This is a genomic window from Bradyrhizobium sp. SBR1B (genome assembly GCF_014198205.1).
GTDB lineage: Bacteria > Pseudomonadota > Alphaproteobacteria > Rhizobiales > Xanthobacteraceae > Bradyrhizobium.
Genome location: NZ_JACIHC010000013.1, coordinates 23,009 through 41,473, shown reverse-complemented (window position 1 = coordinate 41,473; position 18,465 = coordinate 23,009). Strand labels below are relative to the sequence as shown.

The window sequence follows — 18,465 nt, the reverse complement described above, 5'->3', positions numbered from 1 at the left end:
TTCCCGGAACGCCGCTGCGGCCGAACAATTGCAGCACGCTTCTGATGAGTCGCTTTCCTGATGGTCTTGCGGCCAGGAATGCGCTCATATGGAGCCATAAAAATCTGGAGGAGACTATGCGGTTCTCGATTGCCCTCGTATCGGCTCTGCTTCTGCCGCTTGGCGCGGCCGTTGCCCAGGATTATCCGACGAGGCCCATCACCATGCTGGTTCCATTCGCGGCGGGCGGGCCGACCGACACCATCGCGCGCCTGACGGCCGCAGGCATGGGGAAGTCGCTGGGACAGCAAATCGTTGTCGAGAACGCGACCGGCGCCGGCGGTACCATCGGCACGACCCGCGCCGCGCGCGCCCAGCCCGACGGCTACACGCTGCTGATCCATCACGTCGGCATCTCGACCGCAGCGACGCTGTACCGCAATCTCAGCTATGACACGAAGACGGCGTTTGCGCCGATCGGCCTCGTGACCAACGCGCCGATGACGATCATTGCGCGTCCGGATTTTCCAGCCAACACGCTCAAGGAGCTGGTCGCCTACGCCCAGCAGCAGGGCGACAAGCTGACCTATGCCAATGCCGGGTTAGGTGCGGCATCGCATCTCTGCGGCATGCTGTTCATGACCGCGATACAGAAGCAGCTCACCACGGTGCCCTATAAGGGCAACGGCCCGATCATGAACGATCTGCTCGGCAAGCAGATCGATCTCACCTGCGACCAGGCGACCAACACCACCGGGCCGATCACGGCCAAGCAGGTCAAGGCCTACGCGATCACCACCAAGGAGAGGCTGAAGAGCCTGCCTGATCTGCCGACGGCCGATGAGGCGGGCCTCAAGGGGTTCGAGCTCGGCGTCTGGCATGGCCTCTATGCTCCCAAGGGCACTCCGCCCGCGGTCGTGCAGAAGCTGACGGCCGCGCTGCAGACGGCGCTCAAGGATCCGGCGCTGATCGCCCGGTTCAACGACATCAACACCGAGCCCGTGCCGCAGGACAAGGCGACGCCCGAGGCGCTCGGCGCGATGCTGACGAGCGAAGTCGACCGCTGGGCCCCGATCATCAAGGCGGCCGGGCAGTTCGCGGACTGAGCGGACAATCCCATGAAGAGTAGCTTGGCCAGCTACTTGATCCAGGGTGATTTATTACCGCTACTGTGCATGGGGTTGTTTTCCCAGATTTGGATTCAGCCCGCAGCCTCGTCGAACTGCGTGCTCGCCTCGAGCCACTGCTCCTCCGCGCGCGCCAGCGCATCGGCGGCATTGGCGCGCGCCTTTGACAGCTGTGCGGCCTGCTTGGGATCGCGCGTAAAAATGTCGGGCAAGGCGAGGGCCGTGTCGATCTTGGTGATGATGTCGCTGACGCGGGCGATCTCGGCTTCGGCTTCGGTGATGCGCTTCTTCAGCGAGCCGCGATTGTCGGGCCGCGCGCGCTGCGGTTTCTCGCTCGCGACACTGCGCTCGCGCGGGGCGGGCTCGGCGTTACGCGTTGACAGCACCAGGCGGCGATATTCGTCGAGGTCGCCGTCGTAATTGGTGACGGTCCGGTCGGCGACGATCCAGAGCCGGTCGGCGCAGGCCTCGATCAGATAGCGATCGTGCGAAACCATGATCACTGCGCCGGGGAATTCGTTGATGGCTTCGGCCAGCGCGGCGCGGCTGTCGATGTCGAGATGGTTGGTCGGCTCGTCCAGGATGATCATGTTGGGGCCGAAGAAGGTCGCAAGGCCCAGCAGCAGCCGCGCCTTCTCGCCGCCGGACAATTTGCCGGCCTTGGTGTCGGCCGCCTTGCCCGAAAAACCGATCGCGCCGGCGCGTGCCCGCACTTTGGCTTCGGGCGCATCGCCCATCAGCTTGCGAACGTGGTCATAGGCCGAGGCGTCCTCGTTCAGCTCGTCGAGCTGATGCTGCGCGAAATAGGCGATCGAGAGCTTGTCCGCGCGCGTCACCTTGCCGGAGAACGGCGCGAGCCTTCCGGCGAGCAGCTTGACGAGCGTCGACTTGCCGTTGCCGTTGGCACCCAGCAGTGCGATGCGATCGTCATTGTCGATGCGCAGCGTGACGCGGCCGAGCACGGGCGCCGCGGGATCGTAGCCGACGGAAGCGTTGTCCACCGCGATGATCGGCGGCGACAGGATCTTCTCCGGCGCCGGAAAGCTAATCTCGCGCACGTCCTCGGTGACCAGCGCCGTGATCGGCTTCAGCCGCTCCAGCATTTTCACGCGAGACTGTGCCTGGCGGGCTTTCGAAGCCTTGGCCTTGAAGCGGTCGACGAAAGCTTGCAGCCGGGCGCGCTCGGCTTCCTGGCGCTTGACCTGCTTGGCATCGAGCAGCTCGCGCGCGGCGCGCTGCTCCTCGAACGAGGAATAGGTGCCCTTGTAGAGCGTGAGCTTGCCGCGCTCCAGATGCAGGATCTGGTCGACCGAGCTTTCGAGGAGGTCGCGGTCGTGGCTGATCACGATCACCGTGCGCGGATAATGCGCGAGGTGATCCTCCAGCCACAACGTTCCCTCGAGGTCGAGATAGTTGGTGGGCTCGTCGAGCAGCAACAAATCGGGGGCTGCGAACAGCGTCGCGGCGAGCGCGACGCGCATGCGCCAGCCGCCGGAGAACTCGGCGCAGGGGCGGAGCTGATCGGCGGCGGAGAAGCCGAGACCGGAGAGGATCGCGGCGGCGCGACTCGGCGCCGAATGCGCGTCGATGTCGACCAGCCGGGTCTGGATCTCGGCGATCCGGTGCGGGTCGGTCGCGCTCTCGGCTTCCGCGAGCAGCGCGTCACGTTCGAGGTCGGCCTTGAGCACGACGGAGATCAGGCTGTCGGGTCCGTTCGGGGCTTCCTGGGCGAGGCTGCCGACGCTCCAGCGCGGCGGCAGGGTCACCGAGCCGTGCTCGGCCGCGAGCTCCCCGCGGATCACCTTGAACAGCGTCGACTTGCCGGTGCCGTTGCGTCCGACCAGGCCGACGCGCGATCCCGGCGTGATCTGCACGGAACTCTGGTCAATCAGAAGGCGTCCGGCGAGGCGGAGGGAGAGATCGGTGATGACAAGCATGCGGCCTTGTCACCGCAAGGCGCGTCGAACGCAACCCGTTTTTCTTGGCCGCTCAATGCGAGTCGCGGTCGCGCTGCCTCAGCTCGTTCATGAGCTGCTCGAGGTGGGTCGGGAGCTGAGGTTCGGGACGCAGGCTCTGCTGAAGCCGTTCGCCCACCGCATCGCAAATCGAGCGGCTGGTCCGCCGATCGATCTGTTCGCTGTCATTGGCAAAAAGGCCAGCCATCGCGCAGGTTCCGTGTGCTCAAAGTAAGGACACGGTACCAAGTCATTGGCCCCCAAAATGGTTTCGCGGTTTTTAGGGGAATGCCGGCATTCTCGTCAAAATTGTATGAATCCCGCAATATCCGCCCAAAATGCGAAGCCCCGGCGGGGGGATCGCCGGGGCTTCTCTTGGAAGGCAACCGTGTGGGGCGGTAGCCTTTAGGTTTAAGGTGCTGTCGGGCTCAGTAGCAGCGGTTGATCATCCGCCAGCGGGGTCCCCAGGGGGTCGGGACCAGCCGGCGCACATAGCAGCCGCCATAACCGTAGGAGACGGGGGCATAGAAGCGCGGTCCGCCCCAGCCGTGGCCGCGGTGCCAGCCTCCGCCGCCGCCGTGCCAGCCCGGGCCGCCACCATGCCAGTGGGCGGAAGCCGAGGTCGGCGCCAGCGCGGCACCCAGCGCAACCGCAGCGACAGCGGCAAGCGAAAGTTTCCTCAACATGGTGATCTCCTCAAAACTGCCGGCGCGGGGGCATCCGCGTCGATGGAAAGGCCGCCGAAACGGTCCGCCCTGTGATCGGGCTCGGTTTCGATGGGGCCAACCCTACGCCGGCGAGGCTGAACCGAATCCTGACAGGGGCTTCAGATTGGGTTCATCTGGGTGAAATTGTCGTAATCCAGATTGAAACTGCAGGGGTCCGGTCCTGCGGCGAAGCGTCTGTGACGTCATACCGGCGGTCGCTTGCCGGATGGCAAAGGCGCCGATATAAGCCCCGCAACTCGACAACCACCGCTTTTCTTCCAAGGACAAGATTATGGCCATCGAACGCACTTTCTCGATCATCAAGCCCGACGCGACCGCGCGTAACCTGACCGGCGCCGTCAACGCCGTGATCGAAAAGGCGGGCCTGCGCATCGTCGCGCAGAAGCGCATCCGCATGACCAAGGAACAGGCCGAGACCTTCTATGCCGTCCACAAGGCGCGGCCGTTCTTCGGCGAGCTCGTCGAGTTCATGACCTCGGGCCCGGTCGTCGTCCAGGTGCTGGAAGCCGAGAACGCCATCGCCAAGTACCGCGACGCGATGGGCGCGACCGATCCGTCCAAGGCCGCCGACGGCACCATCCGCAAGCTCTACGCCAAGTCGATCGGCGAGAATTCCGCACATGGCTCGGATGCGCCGGAGACCGCCGCGATCGAGATCGCGCAGTTCTTCTCGGGCAACGAGATCGTCGGCTGATCATCCGGCCGTAATTTAGAGACTGGGCGAGGGGACCTATTGTGAGCTGGCTCTGGCAGATCTTCGATCCCGCGACGATCGGGGCATTCTTCACCCAGTTTCGCAACGAGATGGCCGAACCGACCTTCTGGATTGCGGTCGGCAAGATCATCTGGATCAACATCCTTCTGTCCGGTGACAACGCGCTGGTGATCGCGCTCGCCTGCCGCGGCCTCTCGCCGCGACACCGCCTGTGGGGCATGATCTTCGGTGCCGGCGCCGCAGTGCTGCTGCGCATCATCTTCACCGGCATCGTCGCGACGCTGATGGAGCTGCCCTATCTCAAGCTGATCGGCGGTCTCGCCCTGATCGTGATCGCGGCCAAGCTCCTCGTGCCGGAGCATGACGAGGACGACGACGTCGACGCGGCCTCGCATCTGTGGCAGGCCATCCAGATCGTCGTGGTCGCCGACATCGTCATGTCGCTCGACAACGTCATTGCGGTCGCAGCCGCCGCCAATGGCAGCGTGCCGCTCCTGATCCTCGGCCTTGCCATCAGCGTGCCGCTGATCGTCGCCGGTGCGGCGCTGATCATGGCGCTGCTCGAAAAGCTGCCGGTGCTGGTCTGGGCCGGTGCTGCGCTGCTCGGCTGGATCGCGGGCGAGGTGATGGCGACCGATCCCGGTGTCGCGCCGAAGCTGCACACGCTGTTCGACGGTCCGTTCGGCGCCTCGCTGGACAGCATGCTCGGCGCCTTGCGCATCCCGCCGCAATTCGGCCATGGCGGAGCCGGCGGCGAATATTTCTGCGCCGCGCTAGGCGTCATCGTCGTGCTGGTGGTCGGCACCATCTGGCGCCGCCGCAAGCTGACCGCAGCGGCGCTGGAATCGTCCGAGCGGCACGCCCGGGCGTCGGCGGAGTAGGCCCGCTCAGTCGATCGTGCCGAGTTCCGTCACGGGTATCGTCCAGTAGACCAGCTTGGTTCCGGCGAACGAAACCCGCAGACGGTCGAGCAAGCGGCCGGCATCACTGCTCGACAGAACCACTTGCACGACGGCCTGATCGGCGTGGCCCTTCACGCGTTCGGCGGCCGTATGCAAACGGATCTCAGTGCCGTGACCGGCTCCGTGCGATGCCGTGAATCCCGAAACCAGGTCGGTCTGCTCAGCGAGATAGTCGAGCACCTCCTCGCGCAGGAGATGCGGCACAATCAGCGTCAGACAGACCGGCTGCTCGATCATTTGGCCACCTTCGACGATCCGCCATAGCGGCGATACAGGATCGGCAGGAGAATCAGGGTGAGCAGGGTGGAGGACAGCAGTCCTCCGATTACGACGATTGCGAGCGGTCGCTGCACCTCGGATCCCGGGCCGGTGGCGAACAGCAGCGGGATCAAGCCGAGCGCCGTGATGCTCGCGGTCATCAGCACGGGGCGAAGCCTGCGCATGGCGCCTTCGACGACGATGCGATCCTCGGGAAGGCCGTGGGCGCGGAGCTGATTGAAGTAGGAGACCAGCACGACGCCGTTGAGCACGGCGATGCCGAGCAGCGCGATGAATCCGACCGAAGCCGGCACCGACAGGTACTCGCCCGTCACGACCAGGGCGAAGACGCCCCCGATCAGGGCGAAGGGAATGTTGACGAGCACCAGCAGGGCCTGGCGGATGGCACCGAATGTTGTGAAGAGCAGCACGAAGATCAGGCCGATCGCGACGGGGACCACGACGGATAGGCGCGCGGCGGCGCGTTGCTGGTTCTCGAACTGCCCGCCCCAGGTCAGCCGGTAACCGCTGGGCAGCGGCAGTTCGGTCGCGACCTTCTGGCGGGCCGCTTCGACGAAGCCGACCATGTCGCGACCGCGGACGTTGGCGCGCACCACGCTCATGCGGGCGCCGTCCTCGCGGTCGATCTTCACCGGGCCGTCCACGCGCTGGATGCGGGCGACCTGCGACAGCGCGACGTGCCGTCCGGAGACGAGCGTGAGCGGCAGGCTCGCCAGCAGCGTCGGCGCTTCCCGCGTCGTCTCGCTGCCCCGGATGAGGATCGGCGTGCGGCGTCCGTCCTCGAGCGCGGTCCCGATGGTCCGGCCCTCGATCTGCGTCCGCAGCGAGTTGACGATGGAATCCACGGTCAGGCCGAGGCGGCCGGCCTCCATGCGGTTGACCGCAACCGTGTAGTATTGAGCGCCTTCGTTCAGCGTGGTGTAGACATCCTCGGCACCGTCGATGCTGGACAGGATCGCCGACAGCTTTGCCGCGGTTTCGTTCAGCTTGGCGATGTCGGGGCCGAAGATCTTGACGGCGACGTCACCGCGCACGCCGCTGATCATCTCCTGCACACGCATGTCGATGGGCTGGGTGAAGCTGAGCGAAATGCCGGGGAAGCCGGTGAGGACCTCGCGAAGCTTCTGCAGCAAAGCCTCGCGATTGTCGGTCGCACGCTCGGCGGCCGGCTTGAGCACGAGGAACGTGTCGGTCTGGTTGGGGCCCATGGGGTCGAGGCCGAGCTCGTCCGACCCGGTTCGCGCGACGATGCCGGCAATATCAGGCACGGCCAGAAGCGCGGTCTGCAGCCTTGCATTCATCGCTAGCGACTCGTCGAGGTTGACGGACGGAAGCGTCTCCACGCTGACGATGACGTCGCCTTCGTCCATGGTCGGCATGAAGGTCTTGCCGAGCTTGGTATAGGCGAAGCCCGCCGCGACGAGGCCGATCAGTGCCACAGTCATCACCTTGTGCTCGTTGTTGAGCGCCCAGGTCAATGCCGGCGCGTAGACCCGTTGGGCCGCGCGTACCAGCAGGGGATCGCGATGCGATGCAGATTTGAGCACGAAGGAGGTCGCGACCGGGATCACTGTGAGCGCCAGAAGCAGCGACCCGCCCAGCGCGAAAATGATGGCCAGCGCGACGGGGATGAACAGCTTCCCCTCCAACCCCTGCAGCGTCAGCAGGGGGACGAACACGATGATGATGATGAGCACGCCCGAGGCGACCGGTTCCAGGACTTCGCAGACCGACCGGTAGATCAGGTGGATCAGCGGAGTGGCCTTGCCCGGCTCGTGCTTGCCGAGGTTCCCGACGATGTTCTCGACCACGACCACCAGCGCGTCGATCAGCATGCCGATCGCGATCGCAAGTCCGCCGAGGCTCATCAGGTTGGCCGACATTCCCACCACGCGCATGACGATCAAGGCGATGACGATGGCAAGCGGCAGGCTGAGAGCGATCACCAGCGAGGCCCGCCAGTTGCCGAGGAAGAGCAGCAGAAGGACGATGACGAGGGCGGTGGCCTCGCCGAGGGCCCGCACCACGGTGCCGACGGCGCGGTTGACCAAGCGGCTGCGGTCATAGAACACGTTGATCGACACGCTCTTCGGCAGCGAGGGTTGCAGTTCCGCGAGCCGGGCACGCACGTCACGGATCAGCTGACCCGCGTTGGCGCCGCGCAAGCCGAGGACCAGTCCCTCGACGGTTTCGCCGCGGCCGTCCGCCGTGACGGCGCCATAGCGGGTCAGCGTCCCGACTTTGACGCTCGCGACGTCGTTGACCAGGATCGGTACGCCCTCGCGGGTGTCGACGACGATCGCCTTGATGTCCTCGATCGAGCGGACGCTGCCTTCGATCCGGACCAGGGCGCTGTCCTCGCCTTGGTTCACCCGCCCGGCGCCGTCGTTGCGGCTGTTGGCTTCGATGGCCCGGCGAAACACATCGTAGGTGATGCCGCGCGCGGCCAGCGCATCGTTGCGCGGCACGATCTCGAAGGCGCGGACATAGCCGCCGAGCGCATTGACGTCCGCAACGCCGGGGACGGTCCGCAAGGCCGGGCGGATCACCCAATCGAGCAGGGTGCGGCGTTCCGCGAGCGACAGCTCGGGACTGTCGATCGTGAACATGAACATCTCGCCGAGAGGGCTCGTGATCGGCGCCAGACCGCCGCTCACCCCGTCGGGGAAATCGCGCGAGATGTTCGACAGCCGCTCCGAGACCTGGTTGCGCGCCCAGTAGATGTCGGTGCCGTCCTCGAAATCGACGGTGATGTCTGCCAGCGCGTATTTCGTGGTCGAACGAAGCACCTTCTTGTTCGGCAATCCGAGCAGTTCGAGCTCGACGGGAACGGTGATGCGCTGCTCGACCTCTTCGGGAGTGAGGCCCGCCGCCTTCATGATGACCTTGACCTGAACCGGCGAAACGTCAGGAAAGGCATCGATCGGCAAGCCGGGCAGGAGGACAGCGCCGGCGCCGATCACCAGCAGCACGCCGAGCATGACGAACAGTCGCTGCGACAGTGCGAACGCAACCAGGCGCCGGAGCATTTACTGCCCCAGTCCGGAGAGGATGCCGCGAAGCGCCGAGATGCCGCCGATCGCGATCTCATCCCGGTCCGAGACGGCGCCCGCTACGACCACATGGTCCTGATCTTCCGCAAGCAGCTTGACCGGCACCAGCCGGAAGCCGCCGTCAAAGCCGACGAAGACCGACGTTTGCTCGCCCCGCCGGACCAGCCCGCTGTAAGGGATCTCCCAGGCGCTTTCGCCGGTCGAGAGAAATCCGATGCGGGCCGCGGTGGTCTGGCCGGGATGCAGCTCGCCGTCGTTGGGGACTTCCGCGCGAACCAGAATAGTCTGGGTGGCAGGATCGATGGTCTCTGAGACCAGCACGACCTTGCCCGGGGTGGAATAGCCCTCGATCTCGACTTTCGCGCCGGTACGGATCGCTCGAATATTGGCGGCAGGGACCGCGATTTCCGCCCATAGCGGCGAGAGCCGCGCCAACTTGACGAGCGGTGCGGATTGTTCGAGCCGCTGCCCTGGTGACACCGCGAGCTCGACCACGGACGCGGCTTGCGGGGCATTGACCGTGAGCGTCCCGCTGATCGCCGCTTGCTGGGCCAGCCGGGAGATTGCATCGTCGGACATCCCGCTCAGATGCAGCATCTGACGCCGTTCGGCGACGACGAGGGCGGCCTGGCGCGCTTCGGCCTGGCTGGCTTCGAGCACGCGTTGCGGCACGGCCTTGCCTTCGAACAGATCCACGTTGCGATTGAGCTGCTGGCTGGCGAGGTGCTCCTGCGCGATCGCGTGGAGATAGTCGCGTTGCTGGGAGACGAAGCTCGGACTCTCCAGCGTGACCAGCGGCTGACCGGCTGTGACGCGGTCACCGCGCCCCACCAGGAGATTGGCGACCATGCCGGCCACCGGCGCGCTGACGACCCACAATTGCTGCGTCGGGATGACGATCTGGACGGGATAGGGCAGCGTCAGATCGGTCCGGCTCGCGACCGGATGGGTGACGCGGACGCCGAGATTGCGCGCCTGCGCATCGCTGAGCTTCACCTCGTCCTGCGCATTCGGCGCGGAGGGCCAAAGACTCAATACAAGCGCTAGGAGAGCACGGGCAGTCGCGCTCCGAGCGGGGCTCAGACGGAAAATCCCATGGGGCAGTTGCATGGCGGAAGTCGTCCGGAGCGCCGCATTTGTATCTCGCTAACGCCGGCGCGACGGTGGTGGGTTGATGTGCATCAAGCGCGCTTGGCCTGCGCAGGATATTTTTGCACGAGGCGCGCCGGAGATGGCATCGATCCGGCTGTGGGCCGAGGTGGGCTCCGGGTGGTTTGCTTATCGGGGGGCGCAACAGCCAAGGCTGTTCTGAACTACGCAGGAGCAAAGTCGTGAAATTGAGCAGAATCTTGTGCACACTGCTGGGCAGTGTCATTGCGGCGCTTGCTCTCGTGCAGCCCGCGCTTTCCCACAGTGGAACGGCGCAGGATCCTTGGAGCCCCGCGCACATTGACATGCTCCCGGACGAAATCCGCGCAGACGTGCAGAAATGGAACGCTACGTGCGGGGGCTCGATAGCGGCCGCCCAACATTTTGCGCTCTATCTGACCGTGCCAGGCGCCGAGTTCGTGGCCCTTCACTTCGACGATTTTCAATGCCGCAGCAGAGCCGTTCTTTGCAATTCCGCGGGATGTCTTCACGAAGTGTATGTCGCGACGGCCGGCCGATACCGCCGCGTGCTCACGGTGCGCACCTATGACATCCGACTATCATCCGTCAACAACCAGGCCTTCGTCGAGCTCCTCGACCGCAATGGAACCAGCCGGAAGCTGCGCTGGAATGGCAGCCGATTCGTCGCGAAGTAAATGTCGGTGCAGATGCCTGTCGCTTGCACCTGTCTCGTTGCGCTTTGGTTTATTGTTAGAGCATGATCTTTTCGGAAAACCGCTACGCACTTTTCCGGATCATGCGCTAGCGCCGCACGATCGAGCCGGCGCGGCTGACCAGGCGGGCGAGTGCGCGGAAGCGGCTGCCGACGCGGTCGGCGACGAGGTCGCCGAGGCGATGCTCGAACACCAGCATCAGCTTGCGGCCCTGGCTGCGGAAATGCGTGGCCGGCAGCACGCCAGGGCGCGCTGCCGAGATCAGATGCGCGACGCGGAACGCAGCGCCCAAGAGGCGCGCGCGTTCGAGCTGCGCCGGCGTCAGCAGCTCCTGCATGGTGACCGGCGGCTGGTTTTCCTCGCTCAGGCCCGCATAGCGATAGAACACCGACAGGCCGACGAAGGCGCGCTCGGTGTGGGTGATCGCGCCGAAATTGCCGTTGACGACGAGGCTCAGAGTCTGCTCGCCGCGGTGATCGGGATGCACGCGCCAGCCGATATCGGACAGCAGGCACGCGGTGTGGCGCAAGCGGCGGTCCTCCTCGCTCTCGCGCAGCTTCACCACGCGCGCGAGGCGGTCGGTCCAGGCGATCAGCTCGTGGGCGTGCTTGGCCGAGCGTGACAGCAGCTGGTTCAGCTCTTCCGCGGCGCAGATCAGGCCGTCCTTGTTGCGTTCCGGCTCCGACAGCTTCTCGTGCAGCAGGCCCTCGCGCACGCCGAAGGTCGAGAACACGATCGTCTTCGGCTTTGCCACCCGGATGATGTGCTCGAGCACCAACGCCGCATAGGTGAGGAGCGGGCGCCGCGCATCGGCGACGATCTCGATGTCGGCGAGCATGTCCGCGGCCGCAAGGCGACGCAGACGACGCGAAAAGTCGAGCGCTTCAGCCGCGGACAGCGAATAGCCGTGCATCACCTGGAGCGGATAGCCGCTCTGGATGATGTGGATGCGCGCCAGCGCACGCCAGGTGCCGCCGACCGCATAGAAAGTGCGGCCGCGGCCCGCGGTGAGCTGTGGCACCTCGTCGATCGCCTCGCGCACGATGCGGTCGGCGCGCTTGAGCGATTTGTGCGCGAGGTCCTGGAGCGCGAGCCCGCCGAGCGGCAGCGTCACGCCGCTACGCACGCTGTTCCTGCGCACGTCGATCAGTTCGAGCGAGCCGCCGCCGAGATCGCCGACGATGCCGTCGGGATGATGGATGCCGGAGATTACGCCGAGCGCCGACAGCCGCGCCTCGCGCGGACCCGACAGGATCTCGATCTTCACCGCGCAAATGCGCTCGGCCTTCGCGATGAAGTCGGGGCCGTTGGAGGCGTCGCGGCAGGCCGCGGTCGCGATCGCGAACACGCGCCCGACCTGCATCACGCGGCACAGCGCGCGAAAGCGCCTCAACGAGGTCAACGCCTTGTCGACAGCGTCGGGCGCGAGCAGGCCGGTGCTCTGCACCTCGCGTCCGAGGCCGCACAGCGTCTTCTCGTTGAAGATCGGAATGAGGCTCCGCGTCAGCCCCTCGTAGACGACGAGACGGACCGAGTTGGAACCGATATCGATGACCGCGACGCTCGAGCCGCGCTTGCGCGGCCGCTTCACGCCGAACATCCCCGATCAGGATTGATGGCGTTCGTTCCGGCGCGTAAGACGACGCGGCGAGGATTCCTTGAGCGACTTTCCACGGCCAGACAGACTCGGATTTGTCATGAAGTAGTTGTGGACGTTGAAAGGCTCTTCGCCCTTCGCGGTCTTCATACGCGTTGAGGACCCGTCCGGCAACAATTGCCAGCTCTGCTCATTGTCCTTGAGATTCGCGACCATGATCTGTTCGAGAACCTGCTGATGCACCGTGGGATTCTGCAGCGGACACAGCACCTCGACGCGGCGGTCGAGGTTGCGCGGCATCATGTCGGCGGAGGAGATATACACAGCCGCTTTGGCACTCGGCAGACCCTGGCCCATGCCGAAGCAGTAGATTCGGCCGTGTTCCAGGAAGCGTCCGATGATCGATTTGACGCGGATGTTCTCGGACAGGCCGGGAATGCCGGGGCGCAGGCAACAGATACCGCGCACCACGAGCTCGACCTGCACGCCGGCCTGGGAGGCCTCGTAGAGCGCGTCGATGATGTCGGGGTCGACCAGCGCATTCATCTTCATCCAGACCGCGCCGTGGCGGCCGTGGCGCGCGTGCGCGGTCTCGCCCTGGATGTGCTCGATGATGCGCTTGCGCAAGGTCAGCGGTGACACCGCCATTTTTTCCAGATCGCTCGGCGCGGCGTAGCCGGTGATGAAATTGAACACGCGCGCGGCATCGCGGCCGATGGTCGGATCGGAGGTGAAGTAGGAGAGGTCGGTGTAGATGCGCGCGGTGACCGGATGATAATTGCCGGTGCCGGTATGGACGTAAGTCGTGAGGCTGCCGCCCTCGCGACGCACCACCATCGAGAGTTTTGCGTGCGTCTTCAGTTCGAGGAAGCCGTAGACGACCTGCACGCCGGCGCGTTCGAGATCGCGTGCCCAGCGGATGTTGGCTTCCTCGTCGAAGCGCGCCTTCAGCTCGATCAGCGCGGTGACGGATTTGCCGGCCTCGGCGGCTTCCGCCAGCGCGCGCACGATCGGCGAGTTGTTGGAGGTGCGGTAGAGCGTCTGCTTGATCGCGACGACATCGGGGTCGCGCGTCGCCTGCTGCAGGAACTGCACCACCACGTCGAAGGATTCGTAGGGGTGATGGACGACGAGGTCCTTCTGCCGGATCGCGGCGAAGATGTCGCCGCCATGCTCGCGCACGCGCTCGGGATGACGCGGCACGTAAGGGGTGAATTCGAGGTCGGGCCGATCGAGGCGCGTGAGCTGCGAGAGCTCGTTCATCGCCTGCACGCCGTCGACCAGGAACACCTCGTCGTCGGCGGCCGACAGCGCGTGCTGCACGAAGCTGCGCAGCTCCTCCGGCATCTTGGCATCGATCTCGAGTCGGATCACCGACCCGCGGCGGCGGCGCTTCAGCGCGGTCTCGAACAGGCGGACGAGGTCTTCGGCCTCCTCCTCGATTTCGAGCTCGGAGTCGCGGATGATGCGGAAGGCGCCCTGGCCGTGCAGATTGTAGCCGGGGAACAGGCGGTTGATGAACAGGGCGGTGGCCTGCTCCAGCGAGATCAGCCGGACCACCTTGCCGTCGGCCGGCAGGCGGATGAAGCGGTCGATCTTGCCGGGCATGCGGATCAGCGCGTTCATCTGCTTGCCGTCGGCGGCGCGCGTGAGCTGGAGCGCAATGGTGAAGCCGAGGCTCGGGATGAACGGGAAGGGGTGGGCCGGGTCGATCGCCAGCGGCGTCAGCAGCGGGAACACGTTGCTGAGGAAATAGTCCTCGATCCAGGTCCGTTCCGCCTTGGTGACGTCCTTGCCGTCGACCAGGACGATGCCGACATCGGCCAGAGTGCCGCGCAAATCGCGCCAGATGGCCTGCTGGTCGGAGGCGAGTTCGGAGACGGTGCGGTTGATCAGGGCGAGCTGCTCGGATGGCGTCAGGCCGTCGGGGCTGCGTTCGGCAATGCCCTCGCGCACCTGCGCCTTGATTCCGGCGACGCGAACCATGAAGAACTCGTCGAGGTTATTTGCGGAAATCGACAGGAATCGCACCCGCTCCAGCATGGGATGGCTGGGATTGACCGATTCCTCCAGGACGCGGCGGTTGAAATGCAGCCAGGAAAGCTCGCGGTTGATGAATCGCTCGGGACTCGATGCGATCGCCGGCAGGCTCTCGGTCTCTGGGGCTTTTTCTTTAGTTTCAACAGCTTGCGCAGAGTCCATCAGAAGTCGGTCCATCCAGTTCGCCCCAATTTGCGACTTATGCGCAAAACCGGCCGGAGCATGTGTTAGAGCGATGACGTTTCGATGACATTGATGTTCCGCGGCTTCCCCGCGTCAAGCGGGCTCGCGCGTAGGCCTTGGGCGCGGCCGCGTGGCCGATCAAGCGTCCCGCAGCAGCTCGGCGGCCAGCGCCCGGGTGACCGGGCGGCCAAGTCGCAGGGCTTCGCTGTCGAGCAATTCCACGGCTTGGCGGGCGGCGGCCGAGGACCGCTCCAGGCGGGTGGCGAGGTAGCCGACCACGCTCTCGTCCACGGTGAGCTGGCGATCGGCGCAGAATTTGACGATCAGGCCGCGGAAGAGCTGGTCGTCGGGCGGCAACAACGCGACCACCGGAACGGCGCGCAGACGCGAGCGCAGGTCGCGAAGCTCGATCTCCAGCGAGGCCGGCACCTCGCGTCCGGTGAACAGAACGTAGGCGCCATCCTCGCGGGCGAGGTTCATCAGGTGGAAGAGGGCGCGTTCGTCAAATTCCCTGGCCTTGAGATCCTCGACCACCAGCGCACCGGTGGCGAGCGTGCCCGGAACGCCCGCAGCGGTCAGCGCATTGGCCGTGGTGGAGCGGGCGCCGGCCTCCTCGGCCCAGATCGCGGCGAGATGGCTCTTGCCGCTTCCTTCCGGGCCGGCCAGCCACATGATCCGGTTCGGCCATTCCGGCCAGCTGTCGATCAGGCCGAGACCGGCTGCATTGGCCGGTCCCTCAAGGAAATTGTCCCGGCTGAGGCTCTCCGCATGCGGAAGCGAAAACGCCAATTGTCGGGGGTGAACGCGGCCTGGCACGCTTGCTTTGCTCCATGCCGGCGCGCCGGCGTCATTTGAAGAGGTCGGACGTATCGAGCGGGAGTTGGCCTTTTACGGGGCCGCATCCCCTCTCATTTGGCCTCGATCGTACTCATGTGCCGCAGCCACTCGACCAGATAGAGCGACACGGAGGAGAGCGTGAAGACCGTGACGAGGCCCATCAGGATGATATCATAAGGGGCCGGCTTGAAGCCGAAGGCAAGCGCCGCCAGCACGAGCGCCGCGAACGCCACTTGTGCCACCGTGTTGAGCTTGGACACTTTCGACGGCTTCATCTCGACGGGCCGGTCGAACAGCCAGGACACGATCACGGCGGCGACGATCATGATGTCGCGCGAGACCACCAGGATCACGATCCAGCGCGGAATTGCGCCCCAGATGCCGAGCGCCATGTAGATCGAGACGAGCAGCGCCTTGTCCGCGAGCGGGTCGAGCAGGGCGCCGAGCTCGCTCGTCATGTTGAAGCGCTTGGCCAGGAAGCCGTCCACGGCGTCGCTGATACCGGCGATCAGGAAGACGGCGAACGCGACCTCCATTTGGCTCGACACGATGGCCCAGACGATGATCGGGACCAGCATGATGCGGCCCAGGGTAATGATGTTCGGAATACTCACGAAAGCGCTTCCCGGCACCCGGTCTGACCTCGAATCCGGCCTCTCGGGAGGCTGAACCGGTTGATATCTCTACATAGTATACGGCGGTGCGCCATGCGAGCCATTGCGCGTCCCCGGAATTCGACGTAACCAGCCGCGAACCCACTGGAAATCGGGCATGACCGACCGCAAAAACGGCCTCACTTACGCCGATTCAGGCGTCGATATCGATGCGGGCAACCGCCTGGTCGACCTGATCAAGCCGATGGTGCGCGCCACCGCACGGCCGGGCGCCGACGCCGAGATCGGCGGTTTCGGCGGCCTGTTCGACCTCAAGGCGGCCGGTTTCAAAGATCCGGTCCTCGTGGCCGCGACCGACGGCGTCGGCACCAAGGTCAAGATCGCGATCGAGACCGGCCTGCATGGCGGGATCGGCATCGACCTCGTCGCCATGAGCGTCAATGACCTCGTGGTGCAGGGCGCCGAGCCGCTGTTCTTCCTGGATTATTTCGCTTGCGGCAAGCTCGATCCGGAGGCGACGGCTTCGATCGTCGCAGGCGTCGCCGAAGGCTGCCGCGAATCCGGCTGCGCCCTGATCGGCGGCGAGACCGCCGAGATGCCCGGCCTCTACAAGGACGGCGATTACGACCTCGGCGGGTTTGCCGTCGGTGCCGCGGAGCGAGGGACGTTGCTGCCGCGCAAGGACATCGCGGCCGGCGACGCCGTGATTGGCCTCGCCTCATCGGGGGTGCATTCGAACGGCTTCTCGCTGGTGCGCAAGATCGTGGAACAATCGGGCCTCGGCTTCGAGGCGCCGGCGCCGTTCGCCCCGGTCATGACCCTTGGCGGCGCGCTGCTGACGCCGACGAAGCTCTACGTCAAATCCTGCCTGCGCGCGATCCGCGAGACCGGCGCGGTGAAGGGCCTTGCCCACATCACCGGCGGCGGCTTCACCGACAACATTCCGCGCGTGCTGCCGAGCAACCTCGGCGTCGGCATCGATCTGGCCCGCCTTCCGGTGCTGCCGGTGTTCAAATGGCTGGCGGCGCAGGCCGGCATCGCCGAGCTGGAGATGCTGCGCACCTTCAACTGCGGCATCGGCATGATCGCGATCGTCGAGCCCGACAAGGTCGACCAGGTCGTGCAGGTCTTCACCGACGCCGGCGAGACCGTGGCGCAGCTCGGCACCGTGATTCCGGCCGAGGGCGAGCACCGCGTCGTCTACAACGGCCATCTCGACATGGCGCTGTGATGACTGGCGCTGTGATGAAGCGCCGCGTCGCCATCCTGATCTCCGGCCGCGGCTCCAACATGTCCGCGCTGATCAGGGCCGCCACTGCTGCGGATTTCCCGGCGGAAATCTCGCTCGTCATTTCGAACAAGGCCGATGCGCTCGGGCTCGAGCGGGCCAAGGCGGCCGGCGTGAACACGCTGGTGATCGAGAGCAAGCCGTTCGGCAAGGACCGCGCCGGCTTCGAAAAGGTGCTGCAGGCGGCGCTCGACCAGCATGGGATCGAGCTGATTTGCCTCGGCGGCTTCATGCGCCTGTTCACGGCCGAGTTCACCAGGGCCTGGTACGGACGGATGCTCAACATCCATCCGTCGCTGCTGCCGTCCTTCCCCGGCCTCGATCCGCACGGCCAGGCGCTGCGCGCCGGCGTCAAGCTATCAGGCGCGACGGTGCACTTCGTCATCCCCGAGACCGATGCCGGCCCGATCGTGATGCAGGGCGCGGTTCCCGTCAGCGATCACGACACGGGGGATACGCTGTCGGAGCGCATCCTCGAAGTCGAGCACCGCATCTATCCCGAAGCGCTGCGGCTGCTCGCGACCGGCAAGGTCCGGATCGAGGGCGATGTGTGCAAGACGGACGGAAGCTCCGCGTCGGAGAATTTTCTGGTTGCGCCGGTGGTGAGCTGAAGCGCCGTCCTCGCGGCGGTCTCACAAACAAAATCCCCCGGCAGAGCCGGGGGCAACGTCATGATCTCTCGCGCTTTGGCTTTAAGAGAATTCAGGAGACCTTGAGGTTCTCCGCGGATGCCTTGCCGCGGTTCTCCACGAGGTCGTATTCAACCACCTGGTTCTCGTTGAGGGTCGAAAGTCCGGCACGCTCGACGGCGGAGATGTGGACGAACACGTCCTTGTCGCTGCCGTTCGGCTTGATGAACCCATAGCCCTTGGTCGGGTTGAACCATTTGACGGTGCCCTTTTGCGGCATCCTCAGTCTCCTCCACTAGATATAAAAAAGACGCGGCCGCTTTTCGCGTGCCACGCCACAAACGGGCTTCCGGGAGTCTGTTCGAGTCTTGAATCTCAATGTCGCGAAACGCACAGCAGAGCGGCCAATTCCGATTGTGTCCAACATTGCAACATGAAAATCGCCCGTTAGCAAGCTGCGGTTAAATTTCAAGGGCGGGCGGATTGTGCCGTTCTGCAATTTCCGACCTGTGGCCGCGGAACCACAATCGAGGGCAATAGCCTCGGTGACCGCGGGCTAAGCGGTTGACCCTCCGTAGCAGTTCGGCACAAATCGCGACATGCGTGCGCCGCGCGTGTTGCATTTTTGCGCGCCGCCATTTGCTTCGGGATTTGTC

Annotated in this window: 17 protein-coding genes; 6 read left to right on the top strand and 11 right to left on the bottom strand. The window is 65.3% G+C overall.

Annotated elements, in window-relative coordinates:
- Positions 1–116 precede the first annotated feature (116 nt).
- Positions 117–1,085, top strand: a complete 969-nt coding sequence (locus GGD61_RS27225; protein WP_018317545.1) for a tripartite tricarboxylate transporter substrate-binding protein — start codon at positions 117–119, stop codon at positions 1,083–1,085.
- Positions 1,086–1,180: 95 nt separating this feature from the next.
- Here the strand turns inward: GGD61_RS27225 and GGD61_RS27220 are convergent, their stop codons facing one another.
- From GGD61_RS27220 to GGD61_RS27210, 3 genes are all read right to left on the bottom strand, one after another.
- Positions 1,181–3,043 carry an ABC-F family ATP-binding cassette domain-containing protein gene (locus tag GGD61_RS27220; protein ID WP_018317544.1) on the bottom strand — a complete coding sequence of 621 codons (1,863 nt, stop codon included), beginning with the start codon at positions 3,041–3,043 and terminating at the stop codon, positions 1,181–1,183.
- Positions 3,044–3,095: 52 nt separating this feature from the next.
- A complete protein-coding gene (locus tag GGD61_RS27215; protein ID WP_018317543.1) occupies positions 3,096–3,269 on the bottom strand; it encodes a hypothetical protein in 174 nt (57 codons plus the stop codon).
- Between the two features lie 220 nt (positions 3,270–3,489).
- A complete protein-coding gene (locus GGD61_RS27210) occupies positions 3,490–3,747 on the bottom strand; it encodes a hypothetical protein (RefSeq protein ID WP_018317542.1) in 258 nt (85 codons plus the stop codon).
- A gap of 313 nt (positions 3,748–4,060) precedes the next feature.
- On the opposite strand from GGD61_RS27210, the gene ndk reads away from it, so the two are divergent.
- Positions 4,061–4,483, top strand: a complete 423-nt coding sequence (gene ndk / locus GGD61_RS27205; protein ID WP_018317541.1) for a nucleoside-diphosphate kinase — start codon at positions 4,061–4,063, stop codon at positions 4,481–4,483.
- Positions 4,484–4,524: 41 nt separating this feature from the next.
- The gene (locus GGD61_RS27200; protein WP_092252940.1) at positions 4,525–5,385 is read left to right on the top strand and encodes a TerC family protein; all 861 of its coding nucleotides are present in this window, start codon (positions 4,525–4,527) and stop codon (positions 5,383–5,385) included.
- A 6-nt stretch (positions 5,386–5,391) separates the two neighbouring features.
- Here the strand turns inward: GGD61_RS27200 and GGD61_RS27195 are convergent, their stop codons facing one another.
- From GGD61_RS27195 to GGD61_RS27185, 3 genes are read right to left on the bottom strand one after another with little or no spacing between them, the layout of a single operon-like run.
- Complete coding sequence (locus GGD61_RS27195; RefSeq protein ID WP_092252942.1) at positions 5,392–5,703, bottom strand: DUF3240 family protein; 312 nt, start codon at positions 5,701–5,703, stop codon at positions 5,392–5,394.
- Positions 5,700–8,774: an efflux RND transporter permease subunit gene (locus tag GGD61_RS27190; protein ID WP_092252944.1), complete on the bottom strand. Its 3,075-nt coding sequence runs from the start codon at positions 8,772–8,774 to the stop codon at positions 5,700–5,702. Before GGD61_RS27190 ends, GGD61_RS27195 begins: the two co-directional genes overlap by 4 nt.
- Positions 8,775–9,908, bottom strand: coding sequence for an efflux RND transporter periplasmic adaptor subunit (locus GGD61_RS27185; RefSeq protein WP_409362474.1), 1,134 nt, complete (start codon positions 9,906–9,908; stop codon positions 8,775–8,777).
- A gap of 221 nt (positions 9,909–10,129) precedes the next feature.
- Here GGD61_RS27185 and GGD61_RS27180 point away from each other — a divergent pair, with 221 nt between their 5' ends.
- The gene (locus tag GGD61_RS27180) at positions 10,130–10,603 is read left to right on the top strand and encodes a hypothetical protein (protein ID WP_143109022.1); all 474 of its coding nucleotides are present in this window, start codon (positions 10,130–10,132) and stop codon (positions 10,601–10,603) included.
- Between the two features lie 106 nt (positions 10,604–10,709).
- Here the strand turns inward: GGD61_RS27180 and ppx are convergent, their stop codons facing one another.
- From ppx to GGD61_RS27160, 4 genes are all read right to left on the bottom strand, one after another.
- Positions 10,710–12,212 (bottom strand): exopolyphosphatase, encoded by a 1,503-nt coding sequence (gene ppx, locus GGD61_RS27175; protein WP_092253093.1) that lies wholly within the window; start codon positions 12,210–12,212, stop codon positions 10,710–10,712.
- A gap of 15 nt (positions 12,213–12,227) precedes the next feature.
- Entirely contained in the window at positions 12,228–14,420 is a 2,193-nt protein-coding gene (locus GGD61_RS27170; RefSeq protein ID WP_018317534.1) for an RNA degradosome polyphosphate kinase, read from the bottom strand.
- Between the two features lie 159 nt (positions 14,421–14,579).
- Positions 14,580–15,257 carry a DnaA ATPase domain-containing protein gene (locus GGD61_RS27165; protein ID WP_091955349.1) on the bottom strand — a complete coding sequence of 226 codons (678 nt, stop codon included), beginning with the start codon at positions 15,255–15,257 and terminating at the stop codon, positions 14,580–14,582.
- A 92-nt stretch (positions 15,258–15,349) separates the two neighbouring features.
- Positions 15,350–15,892, bottom strand: coding sequence for a CDP-alcohol phosphatidyltransferase family protein (locus GGD61_RS27160; protein ID WP_025035876.1), 543 nt, complete (start codon positions 15,890–15,892; stop codon positions 15,350–15,352).
- A 157-nt stretch (positions 15,893–16,049) separates the two neighbouring features.
- On the opposite strand from GGD61_RS27160, the gene purM reads away from it, so the two are divergent.
- Complete coding sequence (purM, locus tag GGD61_RS27155) at positions 16,050–17,123, top strand: phosphoribosylformylglycinamidine cyclo-ligase (RefSeq protein ID WP_092252950.1); 1,074 nt, start codon at positions 16,050–16,052, stop codon at positions 17,121–17,123.
- A 14-nt stretch (positions 17,124–17,137) separates the two neighbouring features.
- Entirely contained in the window at positions 17,138–17,791 is a 654-nt protein-coding gene (gene purN / locus GGD61_RS27150) for a phosphoribosylglycinamide formyltransferase (protein ID WP_177236945.1), read from the top strand.
- Between the two features lie 91 nt (positions 17,792–17,882).
- Here the strand turns inward: purN and GGD61_RS27145 are convergent, their stop codons facing one another.
- Complete coding sequence (locus GGD61_RS27145; RefSeq protein ID WP_007591938.1) at positions 17,883–18,089, bottom strand: cold-shock protein; 207 nt, start codon at positions 18,087–18,089, stop codon at positions 17,883–17,885.
- Positions 18,090–18,465 lie beyond the last annotated feature (376 nt).